At 69.0% G+C, this 15850-nt stretch carries 12 protein-coding genes; 9 read left to right on the forward strand and 3 right to left on the reverse strand.

Annotated elements, in window-relative coordinates; all coding sequences use genetic code 11:
• Positions 1-200 precede the first annotated feature (200 nt).
• Positions 201-671 carry a cupin domain-containing protein gene (locus ACEN9O_RS05340; protein WP_495616588.1) on the forward strand — a complete coding sequence of 157 codons (471 nt, stop codon included), beginning with the start codon at positions 201-203 and terminating at the stop codon, positions 669-671.
• A gap of 11 nt (positions 672-682) precedes the next feature.
• Here ACEN9O_RS05340 and ACEN9O_RS05345 read toward each other — a convergent pair whose 3' ends face one another.
• Both ACEN9O_RS05345 and ACEN9O_RS05350 read right to left on the reverse strand, forming a co-directional pair.
• Complete coding sequence (locus ACEN9O_RS05345; RefSeq protein WP_495616589.1) at positions 683-2065, reverse strand: sensor histidine kinase; 1383 nt, start codon at positions 2063-2065, stop codon at positions 683-685.
• Entirely contained in the window at positions 2062-2718 is a 657-nt protein-coding gene (locus ACEN9O_RS05350; protein WP_495616590.1) for a response regulator, read from the reverse strand. Before ACEN9O_RS05350 ends, ACEN9O_RS05345 begins: the two co-directional genes overlap by 4 nt.
• A gap of 89 nt (positions 2719-2807) precedes the next feature.
• Between ACEN9O_RS05350 and ACEN9O_RS05355 the strand changes: the two genes are divergently transcribed.
• From ACEN9O_RS05355 to ACEN9O_RS05370, 4 genes are all read left to right on the forward strand, one after another.
• A complete protein-coding gene (locus ACEN9O_RS05355; RefSeq protein ID WP_495616591.1) occupies positions 2808-4208 on the forward strand; it encodes an efflux transporter outer membrane subunit in 1401 nt (466 codons plus the stop codon).
• Positions 4209-4222: 14 nt separating this feature from the next.
• On the forward strand, positions 4223-5377 hold the full coding sequence (locus ACEN9O_RS05360; protein ID WP_495616592.1) for an efflux RND transporter periplasmic adaptor subunit: 1155 nt from the start codon (positions 4223-4225) through the stop codon (positions 5375-5377).
• 22 nt (positions 5378-5399) lie between these two features.
• Positions 5400-8432 (forward strand): efflux RND transporter permease subunit, encoded by a 3033-nt coding sequence (locus ACEN9O_RS05365; RefSeq protein WP_495616593.1) that lies wholly within the window; start codon positions 5400-5402, stop codon positions 8430-8432.
• A 173-nt stretch (positions 8433-8605) separates the two neighbouring features.
• Positions 8606-9919, forward strand: a complete 1314-nt coding sequence (locus tag ACEN9O_RS05370) for a hypothetical protein (RefSeq protein WP_495616594.1) — start codon at positions 8606-8608, stop codon at positions 9917-9919.
• 31 nt (positions 9920-9950) lie between these two features.
• On the opposite strand, the gene ACEN9O_RS05375 is transcribed toward ACEN9O_RS05370, so the two are convergent.
• On the reverse strand, positions 9951-10805 hold the full coding sequence (locus ACEN9O_RS05375; protein ID WP_495616595.1) for a LysR family transcriptional regulator: 855 nt from the start codon (positions 10803-10805) through the stop codon (positions 9951-9953).
• A 107-nt stretch (positions 10806-10912) separates the two neighbouring features.
• Here ACEN9O_RS05375 and ACEN9O_RS05380 point away from each other — a divergent pair, with 107 nt between their 5' ends.
• The 4 genes from ACEN9O_RS05380 (at position 10913) to ACEN9O_RS05395 (ending at position 15746) form a co-directional block, all read left to right on the forward strand.
• The gene (locus ACEN9O_RS05380) at positions 10913-11215 is read left to right on the forward strand and encodes an antibiotic biosynthesis monooxygenase family protein (RefSeq protein ID WP_495616596.1); all 303 of its coding nucleotides are present in this window, start codon (positions 10913-10915) and stop codon (positions 11213-11215) included.
• Positions 11216-11307: 92 nt separating this feature from the next.
• Positions 11308-12018, forward strand: a complete 711-nt coding sequence (locus tag ACEN9O_RS05385) for a DUF4386 domain-containing protein (protein WP_495616597.1) — start codon at positions 11308-11310, stop codon at positions 12016-12018.
• 100 nt (positions 12019-12118) lie between these two features.
• Positions 12119-13048, forward strand: a complete 930-nt coding sequence (locus tag ACEN9O_RS05390; RefSeq protein WP_495616598.1) for a histone deacetylase family protein — start codon at positions 12119-12121, stop codon at positions 13046-13048.
• A 19-nt stretch (positions 13049-13067) separates the two neighbouring features.
• A complete protein-coding gene (locus ACEN9O_RS05395; protein WP_495616599.1) occupies positions 13068-15746 on the forward strand; it encodes a bifunctional acetate--CoA ligase family protein/GNAT family N-acetyltransferase in 2679 nt (892 codons plus the stop codon).
• Positions 15747-15850: the final 104 nt, after the last annotated feature.

A 15850-nucleotide genomic window follows, 5' to 3' on the forward strand; every position in this document is an offset into this window, starting at 1 on the left:
AGGAAATATAGCGGTCACGTCCGGCCCGCGCGTCGCATTGCACGCCATTGGCATCTCATCGCGCGCCGCGCGGTCAGGACGTTGAGCGGCCGGAGCTGTCCGGGCGAAAGTTGAGATGCTAAAGGTCGATCCGGGGTACGATCCAGGACAGGATGCGATCACCCTCGCAGCCAGGAAGTGCTACTAAAAAGGAAGTCACCATGCGCCGCAACACCACTGTTTTCATTCTTGCCGTCGGCACCGCGTTCGTGGCAGGGCTTGCGCTGTCGCCGTTCGCGCAACATGCCATTTCCAGTGCCCATGCCGAAGCGCCATCGCTGGCGCCGGCGATGATCGACCTTGCAGCGATCACGCACGCAACCCTCCCTGCCACCGCGAACCCGGAGCTGAACGCCAGGATGCTGGTTGCGACGGACGGCGCCACGGTCGGCATTCAATCGGGGAATGTCGCGAAGCACGTCCATGCGAAGACGGACGAGATCCAGTACATCATCGAAGGCAGCGGCGCCATGTGGCTCGGTGGCGAGCGCAGGGAGTTCAAGCCTGGCACCTTGATCGTCATCCCCAAGGGCACGCCGCATGCCGGGACGATAGTCAGCAGTGGACCGGTCAAAGCCATCGCGATCAAAATTCCACCACAGGCCAAGGACGACACTGTCTTTGTCAACTGAACGCCCTGGTCTTACCCACGTTCTTGCGAGTATGGCAGCTCGACCAGGAAGCGGCAGCCGCGCCCATCGTGGCCAGCTTCCAGACTGACGGTGCCGTGCAGCCGCGCCACCGCCTGCGTGACGATCGCCAGTCCCAGGCCGGTGCCGGCGCTGTCGGTGCCGGCGATGCGGTAAAACCGCTCGAACACCAGTGAGCGGTCGGCTTCGGCGATGCCGGGGCCATTGTCGGTCACCGACAACAGCAGCGCGCCGGCCTGCGCGCGCAGCTCGACCACCACCTGCCCGCCCTCATGCACATAGCGCAGCGCATTGCCGATCAGGTTTTGGGTGATGGACTGGAAAGCATGCACATCGAGGCGCTGCGTCAGCGCGTCGGGGGCCTCCAGCGATAAGTCGATGTTGCGTGCCATCGCCTGCGGCACCGCGATGGCCAGCTCCTGGCGCAGCAGCTGCGCCAGGTCGACCACTTTGCTGGCGTCGGCCGCGCTGTCGATATGGGCCAGGTCGAGCAACTGCTGCACCAGGTGCGAGGCGCGCGCGATGGCATGCTCGAGCCGCTCCCCGGCCGCGTGCCGCTGCTCCTGGCCTTCCGCCTTGAGCAGCACATGCGCCTGGGCCGCGATGACGGCCATCGGCGTGCGCAGCTCGTGCGCCGCGTCCTGCACAAAGGCGCCTTCGCGCTGCAGCTTGATGCGCAACTGCTCGAGCAAGCGGTCGATCGCGGCCGTGACCGGGGTCAGCTCGGCATAGCGCGTGTCGACATTGAGCGGCGCCAGGTCGTCCGGGCCGCGCGCGGCAATCGTGTCCGACAGCTTGCGCAGCGGACGCAGGCCGCGGCTGACAGCAAACCAGATCGGCAGCAGCACTAACGGAAACGCGATCAGCACATAAATGGCCATGTCATGGCTCAGGGTAGACAGCATCGAGCTGTCCACGAAGCGGCTCGAACCGATCAACACGGTCCAGCGCGGCGTGTCGCCCCGATACACGTGCACCTGCTCGCCCTGGATCTGCAGGTCGATCAGTCGCTCCGTCTCGCCGCGCAGCACGGTGCCGCCGGCCTCCGGCGACAGATACAGCCGCCGGCCGTGGCGGTCTTCCAGCTGCACCATCGCAATGCTGGGGAGGTGCCGGACCTTATAGCTTTCATTGAGGACGTCGGAATAGGCCTGGACCACGCTGCGGGCCCGCTCCTCATCGTCGATCCGCGCCAGCACATTGCGCAGCGTGTTGCCGCGGCCGCGCTGGAAGTCGTCGACCGCGTCGCGGCTGGTGACGTTGAGATACACGTAGGCCAGCAGCACGGCCCAGACCAGGCCTAAGGCGATCACCAGCGCCAGCGTGATGCGCCGCATCAGCGTCGGGCGCGCCAGGTGGCGCAGGCGCGTCCTCACGCGACCAACATATAGCCGATGCCGCGCACGGTGCGGATACGCTCGGCCCCGATCTTGCGCCGCAAGTTGGAGACGTGGACTTCGATCGCGCCGAAATCGACCGCGTCGCCCAGCGGTTCGAGGCGCTGCGCCAGCGTCCCCTTGGGCACCACCACGCCGGGCTCGCGCGCCAGCTCCAGCATCAGATGGTATTCGCGCGGCGACAGCTCCAGCGCGGCGCCGTCCAGCCAGGCCTTGTAGCTGCGCGGCTCGATGCGCAGCGCGCCGAAGGTCCACACCTGGCTGGCCTGCTGCGCGTAGCGGCGCAGCACCGCGCGCAGGCGCGACAGCAGCTCGGCCGTCGCGAAGGGTTTGATGATGAAGTCGTCGGCGCCGCCATCGAGCCCCGCCAGCCGGTCGTCGAGCGCCGCGCGGGCCGTGATCATGATGATCGGCAGCGTCACGCCGGCCTGGCGCCAGCGCGTCAGCAAATCGAGGCCGCTGCCGTCCGGCAGCGTGATGTCGAGCAGCGCACAGTCGTAGGCCAGGTCGGCCGCCGCTTGCGGCGCGTCTGCCATCCGGCGCAGCCATTCGCTGCTGATGCCTTCGGACTTGAGCGCCTGCTGCAGCGCGAAGCCCAGATCGAGGTCGTCTTCAATGATGAGGATATGCATGCGTCGATTATAGCGGCCGTAACCTTAAGCTAAGCCAAAGGTGGCCTTTCATAGAATGCCAGCACTTCATTCTTCGAAAGGTCGAAACGATGCGACTGCGCGCAGTCATTCCCCTGTTGTGCCTTGCCGGCTGCAGCGTGGGCCCGCTCTACCAGGCGCCAGTGCCGGCAACGCCGGTGCGCTTCAACGCGCCGTTGCCGCCGGCGCAGGCCGGCGACGCCGCCGATTGGTGGTCGCGCTTCGACGATCCGCTGCCGGCCGAACTGGTCGCGGCGGCGCAACGCCACAATCCAGGCCTCGACCAGGCGCTGGCACGCATCGCGCAGGCGCGTGCGCTGCTGACGTCCACCCGCGCCGCCGCCCTGCCCTCGCTCACCCTGGACGCCGCCGGCCAGCGCGCCAAAACCAATCTGTCGCCAACGCTCCAGGTGCTCGGCACCACCAGCAACGCCAACCTCGACGCCAGCTGGGAGATCGACCTGTTCGGCGCGCACCGCAACAGCGCGGGCGCCGCCCAGGCCCGGCTGGCGGCCCGCGTCGCCGACTGGCACGCCGGCCAAGTGTCGCTGGCGGCCGAGGTGGCCGGCGCCGTGGTCAGCCAGCGCGCCTGCGAAGCGACCGCGCTGGTGCTGGCGCAGGACGCCGCCTCGCGCGAACAAACGGCGCGGCTCACGGCGCGCAAGATCCAGGCCGGCCTGGGCGCGCCCGCCGACGGCATGCTGATCGACGCCTCCAGCGCGGATGCGCGTCAGCGCCTGGTCGCGCAGCGCGCCGAATGCGACATCAACATCAAGGCGCTGGTCGCGCTGACCGGCATCGACGAGGCCGCGCTGCGGCTGCGCTTCGGCGCCGGCGCTGGCAACGCGCCCGCCATGCCGGTGCCGCGTGGTTTCACCGTCGCCCAGGTGCCGGCGCAGGCGCTGGCCCAGCGCCCCGACATCGCCGCGGCCGAACGCGAACTGGCCGCCGCCGGCGCCGACATCAACGTGGCCGAGGCCAACCGCTATCCGCGCCTCACGCTCGCCGGCAGCATCGGCGCGACCGCGCTGCGGGGCGTGGACGGCACGGCCATCGGCTGGTCGTTCGGGCCGTCACTAAGCCTGCCGCTGTTCGACGCCGGCCGGCGCCGCGCCGACGCCGCGCAGGCGCAGGCCCGCTTCGACGAGCTCGAGGCGCTGTACCGCCAGAAGGTGCGCGCCGCCGTGCGCGAGATCGAGGAGGCGCTGGTGCGGCTCGATGCCGCCGCCCGCCGCGAGGCCGACGCCGGCGCCGCCGCGCGCGACTACGAGCGCTACCTGCGTGTGAGCGACGACAAGTATCGCGCCGGCAGCGGCAACCTGTTCGAACTGGAGGACGCGCGCCGCAGCGCACTGGCCGCGCGCCAGACCCTGATCGCGCTGCAGCGCGAGCGCCTGGCCGCCTGGATCGCCCTCTACAAAGCCCTCGGGGGGGGCTGTAACGCCGCCGTCCCCACTTCCGCAACATCCTGAACCGGACCATCGCCATGAACAAGACCCATCCAAGACTGACCCGCAAACACGCAGCAGCCGCCGTCGCGGTGGCGGCGGTCGCGCTGGCCGGCGCCGGCCTGCTGCACGCCGCCAGCGCCGACGGCAAGAAGTCCGCCGCCGCATCAGCAGCGGTCAAACCCGCGGTCAAACCCACGCTGACGGTGACGGCGGTGACGCCGGAGCAGGCCTCCTGGCCGCTGGCGCTGTCGGCCAACGGCAGCGTCCAGGCCTGGCAGGAAGCCATTGTCGGCGCCGAGGTCGGCGGCCTGCGGCTTGAGCACGTGCTGGTCAACGTCGGCGACAAAGTCCGGCGCGGCCAGGTGCTGGCGCAATTCGCCGACGACAGCGTGCGCGCCGACCTCGCCCAGCAAGAAGCCGCGCTGGAGGAAGCCAGCGCCGCGCAGGCCGAGGCCGGCGGCAACGCCGAGCGGGCCCGCAGCCTGGCCAGCAGCGGCGCGCTGAGCGCCCAGCAGATGGCGCAATACCTCACCGCCGAACGCAGCACCGCCGCGCGCGTGCAGTCGGCGCAGGCGCGCGTACGCCAGGAGCAGATCCGGTTGCGCCACACGCGCGTAGTGGCGGCCGACGACGGCGTCATCTCGGCGCGCAGCGCGACGGCCGGCGCCGTCATGGGCCAAGGCCAGGAGATGTTCCGGCTGATCCGCGACAACCGCCTCGAATGGCGCGCCGAGGTCAATTCCGCCGAGCTGCGGCGCATCGCACCGGGCCAGCTGGTGCGCCTGCGGCTGGCCGGCGGCGCGGCGCTGGACGGCAAGGTGCGCGTCAAGGCGCCCACCGTCGATGCCGCCACACGCAACGCCATGGTGTATGTCGATCTGCCGGCCGGCGGCGAGGCACAGGCCGGCATGTTCGCCACCGGCGAGTTCGAGCTGGGGCGCTCGCCCGCGCTGACGCTGCCGCAAAGCGCGGTGGTGGTGCGCGACGGCTACAGCTACGTCTACCAGATCGGCGAGGCCGGCAAGGTGACGCAGACGCGCGTGACGCTGGGCCGCCGCGTCGGCAACCGCGTCGAGCTGGTCGACGGCCTGCGCGCCGGCGCCACGCTGGTCGAAGCGGGCGCCGACTTCCTCGGCGACGGCGACACCGTGCGCGTCGTTCCCGCCGCCGCCAAGCTGGCCTCCAACTAACAGGACCTGACAGGACCGCTCCATGAATTTTTCCACGCTTTCGATCAAGAACCCGCTGCCGGCCATCATGCTGTTCATCCTGCTGACGATCGCCGGCCTGTTTAGCTTTCACAAGCTGGTGGTGCAGGACTCGCCCGACATCGAATTCCCGTTCGTGACGATCGCCCTGAGCCTGCCCGGCGCCTCGCCGTCGCAACTCGAGACCGAGGTGGCGCGCAAGGTCGAAGGCGCCATCGCCAACATCCAGGACGTGCGCCACATCTACTCCACGGTCAGCGACGGCTACGTCAACGTCACCGTGGAGTTCCGCCTCGAGAAGGATTTGAACGAGGCCCTAGCCGAGGCGCGCGACGCCTTGAGCCGGGTCCGCAGCGACCTGCCGGCGGAGCTGCGCGACCCGACGTTCACCAGGCAGTCCACCTCCGGCAACGCGATCCTGAGCTACGCGCTGCGCTCCACGCGGCTCGACGAGGCGGCGCTGTCCTGGTACGTCGACAACACGGTGTCGAAGGCGCTGTCCTCGGTCAAGGGTGTCGGCAAGGTCGTGCGCCTGGGTGGCGTCGCGCGCGAAGTGCTGGTCGAGCTGGACCCGTCGCGGCTGGCGGCGCTCAACGTGTCGGCGGCCGACGTCTCGCGCCAGCTGCAACGGGTACAACGCGAGGCGGCCGGCGGACGCACCGACGTCAGCGGCGCGCAGCAGTCGGTGCGCATCGTCGGCACGGCGGCAACGGTGGCCGACATCGCCGCGCTGGAACTCAGCCTGCCGGGCGGGCGCGCCGTGCGCCTCGACCAGCTGGCGCGGGTCAGCGACACCATCGCCGAGCGCGAATCGATCGCCCTGTTGGACGGCAAGCCGCTGGTCGGCTTCGAGATCACCCGCAGCAAGGGCGCCGGCGAGGTCGAGGTGGCGGCGGCGGTGCGGCAAGCCGTGCGCGCACTGGAGCAAAAGGACGCCGGCCTGACGATCCGCGAGGTCTACAACGAGGTCGACGCGGTCCAGCAAAACTACCAAAGCTCGATGAGCCTGCTGTACGAGGGCGCGCTGCTGGCCGTGCTGGTGGTCTGGGTGTTCCTGCGCGACTGGCGCGCCACCCTGATATCGGCCGCGGCGCTGCCGCTGTCGATCATCCCGACCTTCCTGGCGATGTACCTGCTGGGCTTTACCCTGAACGGCGTGACCCTGCTGTCGCTGGCCCTGGTGATCGGCATCCTGGTCGACGATGCGATCGTCGAGATCGAGAACATCGTGCGCCATTTGCGCATGGGCAAGACGCCGTTCCAGGCGGCGCTGGAGGCGGCCAACGAAATCGGCCTGGCGGTGGTGGCCACCACGCTGACCCTGGTGGCGGTGTTCCTGCCGACCGCCTTCATGGGCGGCATCGTCGGTAAATTCTTCCGCCAGTTCGGCTGGACCGCGTCGGTCGCCGTGTTCGCCTCGCTGGTGGTGGCGCGGCTGCTTACGCCGATGATGGCCGCCTACCTGCTCAAGGACTCCGAGCCGTCGCCCCGGACCGGCCGCACGATGGCGCGCTACCTGGCGACGGTGGCTTGGTGCCTGCGTCACCGCCGGCTGACCTGCGCGCTGGCGGGCGGCTTCTTCCTGGCGTCGCTGGCGCTGATTCCGCTGCTCGAGACCGACTTCATCCCGGCGGCCGACGGCGACCGCACCCGCGTCACGCTCGAACTGGCGCCGGGCGCAACGCTGGCCGAGACGCGCGCGCTGGCCGAACGCGCGCGCCTGCTGATACAACGCGACCAGGATGTGCGCGAGGTGCTCACCACCGCCGGCGACGGCGGGCCGCAGCATGCCACGCTCAACCTGGTGCTGGCGCCGCGCGCGGCACGCGGGCGCAAGCTGGCCGCGATCGAGTCGGCGCTGCGCGAGCGCCTCGACAGCCTGCCCGGCGCGCGCGTCAAGGTCGGCGGCGGCGGCAACGGCTCGGAGATGAGCCTGCTGCTGTATGGCGACGACGCGGTGGTGCTGGGGAACCTGGCGCAGCAGCTGCAGCGCGAGATCCGCACGATACCCGGCCTGGGCGGCATCACCTCCAGCATCAACCTGGTGCGGCCAGAGGTGATCGTCACGCCGGACGTCGCCCGCGCGGCCGACCTGGGCGTGACCACGACGGCCATCGGCGAGACCATGCGCATCGCCACCGCCGGCGACTACGACCAGGCGCTGGCCAAGCTGAACCTGCCGGAACGTCAGATCGCCATCCGCACCCGCTTCCCGGTCAGCGCCCGCCAGGACCTGGCGCTGCTGGCGCGCCTGCAGGTGCCGGGCAAGAACGGCAACGTCGAGCTGGGCAACGTCGCCACGCTGCGCGTCGGCAGCGGCCCGGCGCGCATCGACCGGCTGGACCGCAGCCGCCGGGTGATCCTGCACGTCGAGCTCAACGGCCAGGCGCTGGGCCGCGTGACGGACCAGGTCAACGCCCTGCCGTCGGTGAAGAACCTGCCGCCGGGCGTCACGCGCGGCCAGCTGGGCGACGCCGAGGCGATGCAGGATCTGTTCACCGGCTTCGGCCTGGCCATCCTGACCGGGGTGCTGTGCGTGTACGTGGTGCTGGTACTGCTGTTCCGCAGCTTCCTGCAGCCGGTCACCATCCTGGCGGCGCTGCCGCTGGCCATCGGCGGCGCCTTCATCGCCCTGCTGCTGACGCACAGCGCGTTCTCGATGCCGTCGCTGATCGGCCTCCTGATGCTGATGGGCGTGGCGGTGAAGAACTCGATCCTGCTGGTGGAATACGCGGTGGTGGCGCGGCGCGAACACGCCATGAGTCGCATCGAGGCGCTGATGGACGCCTGCCACAAACGCGCCCAGCCGATCGTGATGACCACCATCGCGATGGGCGCCGGCATGTTGCCGACCGCGCTGGGCATCGGCGGCGACGCCAGCTTCCGCGGCCCGATGACGATCGCCGTGATCGGCGGCCTGATCACGTCCACCTTCCTCAGCCTGCTGGTGATCCCGGTGGTGTTCACCTATGTCGACGACCTGCTGGCCTGGCGCGGGCGCGCCCGCGCCGGGCGCATGCAGCCAAGCATGCAATAACTTTAATTGTTGTATTTTTTAAAATTAATTTACCAAAAAACAATTTATCTGACATACTTACAAGGGGTGAATTTTGCCTGGGGTCTCTCCTGCCATGTTCGTGATCACCAACCGCCACTGATATGCCACAGCTTTCCGGTGAAGAACACCTATCCAGTCCGCCGCATACGGGGGTGGCCGCCAGATCGTCCTATGTGAGCGGCGACTACACCCTGGCCTCGCATCCCCAGGCCATCGTTGCCTGCAAGCTGCCTCAGCTGCCGAGGCAGCGCGCGCTGGCGCTGCAGCTCGACTCCGCGTTCTCGGTGCTGCTGGCCGATGGCGTGACCAGGCTGCAAGGCCAGCCCGGCGACTGGCTGCTGGACTACGGCGACCGCAGCCTGGGGGTGGTGTCGCAAGCCTTGTTCGGCCAGCTGTATGAGCCAGTGGCGGCGCCGGCGCGGCGCGCCAGGCCGCTGGCGCTGCACGGGCTGATCAAGCGCCTGCTGCTGACCGGCAGCGGCATCCCCCAAGGCAGCATCGGGCCGTCGACGCCGGCGCCGGCCTGCCTGGCCTGGCTGAGCGCCGCCTGCGCCCCCAGCCATCGCCGCTTCAACGCCAGGGCGATCCAGGCCGGCGACCGCTATCGCAGCGCCTACTGGATGATCTACCTGCTCAGCGCCGTCGCGGCCTTGCTGGCCACTCTGCCCGCTGCGCTGGGCTGGGACCTGCACACCCACAACCTGCACTCCTTCGCCGGCTGGTGGGGCATGAGCGAAGTGCTGGTGATCGCCTGCGTCGGCATGGTCTACTGGCAAGGCCATCACCAGGATTGGCAGGGGCAGTGGCTGGTGGCGCGCACCCACGCGGAACTGAGCTGGTATCTGCCGCTGGTGGCGCCGCTGGTGGACTTCGGCCGCGCCCATCCCTCGGACAGCTGGTACGCGCGCGTGTTCAACCCCGGCCAGGACTTACGCGTGGCCAACGACATCGACGCCCTGTGCGCCCAGCTCGAGCAGCCGGCGCGCACCGCGCAGCAGGCGTTGTGGTCGGATCCGGCGGCAGTGCGCGCCTATGGCCTGTGGGCGATCTCCGTGCTGCGCGGCCAGTGCCAATATCATCTGCGCGTCCAGGCCGAACAGCACGCGCTGCAACACCGCGTGCACCTGATCAGCACCACCTTGTTCACGCTGACCGCAGCGGGCGCGGCCGTGCACCTGCTGTGGCACAGCTTATGGATGACGATGGTGACGGTCTTCTTCCCCGCCCTGGGCGCGGCCCTGCATGGGGCGCTGGCGCAATCGGAGGCGTACCGGCTGGAGCAGGCTTCCAAACGGCTGGCGGTGCACCTCGCCCGTGTCATCGCGCAGGTCGAGCAAACCCTCACGTCCGAATCGCCCCGGGCCAACAGCGTGGCCGAGGCGGTGCAGGACGCGGTGGCCGTGATCCTGGAAGAACATCAGGATTGGCACGGCGCCGTGCGGCCGCACCATATCCCCCTGGCCTGAGCGGCGCCGTTCATCCGCCGGCGCCCCGCTCTCATGCCGATGCCAAGCGCGCGAGCAACAGCGCGGCCAGCGCGTTCGCGCCGGCGTTGTCGCGGCGCGGCGCGCGATGCAGGGCGATCTCGAACGACGGCAACGGCGGCAGGCCGTCGGCCTCGCCCAGGATGTCCAGGCCCGGGGCCTGGAATCCCGCCTTGCCCACCGTGACGGCCAGCCCCGCCTCGACCGCGCCGTCGATGGCGCCCAGGCTCTGCGACATGTAGGCGAGGCGCCAGCGCCGCCCGGCCCGGTCCAGCGCCGCCAGGGCGGCCGCCCGGAACTGGCAGCCCGGCGGATGCAGGGCCAGCGGCAGCACGCTCTGCGCATGGCAGCCATGCCGGCGTGAGCCCAGCCATACCGCGCGCTCGCTGCGTACCGGCTCGCCGCGCGCCGCGCCCGCCGGGTGCATCGCCAGCACCATGTCGAATTCATCGCCCAGGCGATCGAGCAAGGCGCGGCTGAAGCCGGTCTCGACCTCCACCGCCACGGTCGGATGGGCCGCCATGAACTGCGCCAGGATGCCAGGCAAGGCATGCACGGCGTAGTCTTCGATGGCGCCCACCCGCACCAGCCCGGTAAAGGATTCGTCGCGCATCCGGGCCAGCGTTTCATCGTTGAGCGAGACCATGCGCCGGGCCTGGTTGTGCAGCAGTTCGCCGCGCCGGTTCAGGGTCACGTTGCGTGAATTGCGCTCGAACAGCGCGCCGCCGGCGATGTCCTCCAGGCGCTTGATCTGCATGCTGACCGCCGACTGCGTCAGGTTCAGCCTGCGCGAAGCGGCCGTGAAGCTGCCCCCTTCGGCAATCGCGAGGAAGGCGCGCAGCAGCGCAATGTCGATATCGTTTTCCATGCCGGCATCCCATCAAGACAATTGATGGATTCTATCAAAATCATTCGCTTTTCTTATTTGCCGCCGCTGCCTATCATTCTTGCAACATTCACTTCAAGGAGCCAGAAATGATCGTCGTTGTCTTCAGATCGCGTTTGAACCCGGAGCATCAGGCCGAGTACCAGGAATGGGCAGCCCGGATGAGCATGCTGGCCAAGGGCATCCCCGGCCATGTCTCGCACAAGGGATTTACGGCCCAGGATGGCGAGCGCGTCACCATCGTCGAGTTTGAAACCGAGCAGGCGATGCGCACGTGGGCAACGCACCCGGAGCATGTCGCCGCCAAAAAGATGGGGCGCGGCAGCTTCTTTTCCGAGTACAGCGTCAAGATTTGCCACTTGCAGCGGGAAAGCACGTTTCCGCCAACATGACTAAATAATATCAAATTTAGCTTGTCTGGCTTTCATATGTCAGATATTGTTGACACATGAAATCTGAAATTCACTCTGAAAGGGGCAAGCTCATGAACACACTCGGCAAAAACGCCAGGATCGCCGGTTTCTTCTACCTGCTGGTGATACTGATCGCGCCATTGCGCCTGGTCTACATCCCCGGCAAGCTGTTCGTCAGCGGCGATGCCGCGGCGACCATCCACGGCATCGCCAGCAATGAACTGCTGTTCCGCCTGGGCATAGCTGGCGACCTGGTGACCGGCGCCGTCAGCCTGGTGCTGACGTTCACGCTGTACCGGCTGTTCCGGGACGTGCACAAGAACACCGCCCTGCTGATGCTGATGCTGGGCTTCATGGACACGCCGCTGTACTTCTTCAACACCCTCAACGACATGGCCACCCTGATCCTGGTGCAGGGCCCCGACTTCCTGGCCGCGTTCGACCAGGCCCAGCGCGCCGGACTGGCGACGCTGTTCCTGCGGGTGCACAGCATGATGACGTTTGCGTCAGAAATCTTCTGGGGCCTGTGGCTGTTCCCGCTGGCGGCGCTGGTGTACCGCTCCGGCTTCCTGCCGCGCTTCCTGGCGGTGTGGCTGACCATCAACGGCCTTGCCTACCTGGCGCTGAGCTACGCCGGTCTGCTGCAGCCGCAATACAACGACCTGGTCGCCAACCTGGCCTTCCCTTGCCAACTGGGCGAGGTGGCGTTTGCCTTCTGGATCCTGGTGCTGGGCGCGAAGCAGCGCCAGCCAGCCGCGCTGCGCAACCCAGTGGCCGCATGACGGGGATTTTGACGTGGATCAACGAAACATTTGATCGGGCTCATTACACTCGATTCAAGTTATATTCGTTCTATCCTCGTCTATGCCAAGCAAGGCCACGATGCTGCCAGCCTACATTTCGCACCCGGACTGCCTGAAGCACACCATGGGCGCCCAGCATCCCGAATGTCCCGAGCGCATCGGCGCGGTCAGCGACATGTTGCTGATCAAGGGCCTGCTGGACTTCATGCAACCCTGCGAGGCGCCGCTGGCCACCGAAAAGCAGCTGGCGCAGGCCCACTCCAGCCTGTACATCCACGACCTCGCCGCGCTGTCGCCGTCCGAAGGCACGGTGCAGATCGACCCGGACACCAGCATGAACCCGCACAGCTACCGGGCCGCGCTGCGCGCCGCCGGCGCGGCCGTGCTGGCGGCCGACCTGGTGCTGACGGAAGGGGCCGGCACCGCCTTCTGCAACGTGCGCCCGCCCGGCCACCACGCCGAATACGCGGCCGCCGGCGGCTTCTGCTTCTTCAACAACGTCGCCGTCGGCATCCGCCACGCGCTCAATGTGCACGGGCTCGAGCGGGTGGCCCTGGTCGATTTCGACGTCCACCACGGCAACGGCAGCGAGGACATCCTGCGCGACGACGAGCGGGTGCTGATGTGCTCCATCTTCGAGGACAGGCTGTACCCGTACTGCGGCAACACGCCGCGCGGCGCCAACATGGTCAACGTGGCGCTGCCGGCCCGCTCCGGCGGCGAGCTGATGCGCCGGGCCGTGACCGCGCAATGGCTGCCGGCGCTGGAGCGCTTCCGGCCCCAGCTGATCTTCATCTCGGCCGGCTTCGACGGCCACCGCGACGACGACATGGGCAACCTCGGCCTGGTCGAAGCGGACTACGCGTGGATCACCAGACAGATCGTCGCCGTCGCGGCGCGCCACAGCCAGGGCCGCATCGTCTCCTGCCTGGAGGGCGGCTACGAGCTGTCGTCGCTGGCGCGCAGCGCCGCCGCCCATGTCAAAGTCCTGCTGGGCATGGACGACTAACCACTTCACGATCCCCCTCATGGAAACCCACTACCTGACGCCGCTGTTTTCCCCCAAATCCATCGTGGTGTTCGCCGGCCAGGCCGACCAGCCCGACAGCCAGAGCAGCTACGGCCGCGGCATCCGCGCCCAGCTCGAGCAAGGCGGCTACAGCGGGCCGGTGACCTACCTCGACGTCGGCATGAGCGGCACGCTGGCCGACCTGGCCCACTCGCGCGCCGACCTGGCGCTGATCGCCCTGCCCAACGCCGAGCTGAGCTTCGCGCTGGAGGTGGCCGGCCGCATCCAGTGCCGCGCGGCGCTGATCCTGTCGGCCGGCGTCGACGGCGCGCTGGCCAGGGAGCTGCACGGCATCGCCCGCAAGCACGGCATCCACCTGCTGGGGCCGAACTGCCTGGGCTACCAGCGGCCGCGCCTGAACCTCAACGCCAGCGTCGCCGGCCAGCTGGCGCAGCCGGGCAGCCTGGCGCTGATCTCGCAGTCGGGCGCGCTGACCTCGGCCATCCTCGACTGGGGCAGCCAGAACGCGGTGGGCTTTTCCACCGTGGTCTCGCTGGGCGCCAACACCGCGGTCGACCTGGCGCAGACGCTGGACTTCCTGGCCACCGATCCGGCCACGCAGAGCATCGTCATCTACATGGAGGGCGTGACCGACGCCCGCCGCTTCCTGTCGGCCCTGCGCGGCGCCGCCAACACCAAGCCGGTGGTGGTGCTCAAGGCCGGCAAGGTGGCGGCCGCCTCGCAGGCGGCGCTGACCCACTCCGGCGCCATCGTCGCCAGCGACGAGGTGTTCGACGCCGCGCTGCGCCGCACCGGCGCGGTGCGCGTGAAAACCTTTGTGCAGCTGTTCTCGGCCGCCAAGTGCCTGGCCTCGCGCTACCGCCCGGTGGGCCCGCGCCTGGCCGTGGTCACCAACGGCGGCGGCCCCGGCGTGCTGGCGGCCGACTGGATCGCCGAGCTGGGCCTGCAACTGGCGACGCTGTCGGAAGCGGGCGCGCGGGCGCTGGCGCCGTCGCTGCCGCCGCACGCCACGCTGGCCAACCTGCTCGACCTGAGCGAGGAGGCCAACGCCGACGCCTTCCGCGCCGCGGTCCAGGCCTGCGGCCACGATCACCAGGTGGACGGCGTGCTGGTGATCTACTCCCCCAAGCTGGGCGGCGATCCGGCCGCGGTGGCGCAGGCGGTGGGCGCCCTCAACGCCAGCCTCGGCAAGCCGCTGCTGACCTGCTGGATGGGCGAACGCCAGGTGGCCGAGGCGCGCCGGCTGCTCAACGCCGCCGGCGTGGCCACCTTCCGCACGCCGGAGGCGGCGGTCGACGGTTTCTCCAACATCGCCTCGTTCTACCAGAACCAGCAGCTGCTGCACCAGACCCCGCCGCCGCTGTCGCAGCTGGCCCAGCCGGACCTGGACGGCGCCCGCCTGCTGATCGAGGGCGTGCTGGCCGAGCGCCGCAAGGTGCTCACCGAAATGGAATCGAAGGCGCTGCTGGCGGCCTTCCACATCCCGATCACGCAGACCATCCTGGCGCGCAGCGCCGCCGAGGCGATGCTGATCTCCAGTCAGCTGGGCTACCCGGTGGCGCTGAAGATCGATTCGCCCGACATCGCCCACAAGTCCGACGTGCAGGGCGTGGTGCTCAACCTGCTCAACGCCGCCGCCGTGCGCGACGCCTACGGCGACATGATGGCCACCGTGCGCCGCCTGCTGCCGCAGGCGCGCATCAACGGCGTCACGGTGCAGAAGATGGCCGGCAAGCGCCACGGCCGCGAGCTGTACATCGGCGTCGTCACCGACCAGCTGTTCGGCCCGGCCATCACCTTTGGCGCCGGCGGCACGATGATCGAGCTGATCGACGACCGCGCTGTGGAGCTGCCGCCGCTCAACCTGTTCCTGGCGCAGCGCCTGATCGGCCGGGTGCGCTCGGCCGGCATGCTGGGCGAATGGCGCGGCGCGCCGCCGGCGCAACGCGAGGCGGTCGAGCAGATGCTGCTGCGGGTGTCGGAGATGGTGTGCGAGCTGCCGCAGCTGCGCGAGATGGACATCAACCCGCTGATCGTCGACGAACACGGCGCGCTGGCGGTCGACGCCCGCATCGTGATCGACAGCGCGCCGCCGTCGGCGCGCGACTACGACCACCTGGCCATCCTGCCCTACCCGTCCAGCTACACGCAGGAGTGGCCGATGCGCGGCGGCGGCCAGTACACGCTGCGCCCGGTGCAGCCGGACGACGCCTCGATGCTGCAGGAGCTGGTGCGCGGGCTGTCGGAGAAGTCGCGCTACTACCGCTTCGCCTCCTCGCTGCGCGAGCTGTCGGTGCCGATGCTGGCGCGCTACACGCTGATCGACTACGACCGCGAGATGGCGCTGGTGGCGGTGCTGACCCAGCGCGCGCCGGGGCCGGACGGCGACTTCGTCGAGACCGACAGCATCATCGGCGTGTCGCGCTACATCGCCAATCCCGACCACAGCAGCTGCGAGTTCTCGCTGCTGGTGGACGACCGCTACAGCGGCCAGGGGCTGGGCACGCGGCTGATGCTGGGCATCATGGACGTGGCGCGCGACAAGGGCTTGAGCGAGATCGACGGCCTGGTGCTGTGCAAGAACAGCGGCATGCTCAAGCTGATGGCCAGCCTGGGCTTCCGGATCCGCCCCTATGACGAGGACCCGGACTTCAAGCTGTGCAGCAAGTCGCTGTGACCCCGCACGGCCAGGCGGGGTCGGACCCCGTACGGGGTCCGACCCCTAAGCGGTAACGCGTGCATGGCGTTCAAAGCACGCGGGGTTTGATATAGATCAAGGAA

This window comes from Duganella sp. Dugasp78, assembly GCF_059491455.1.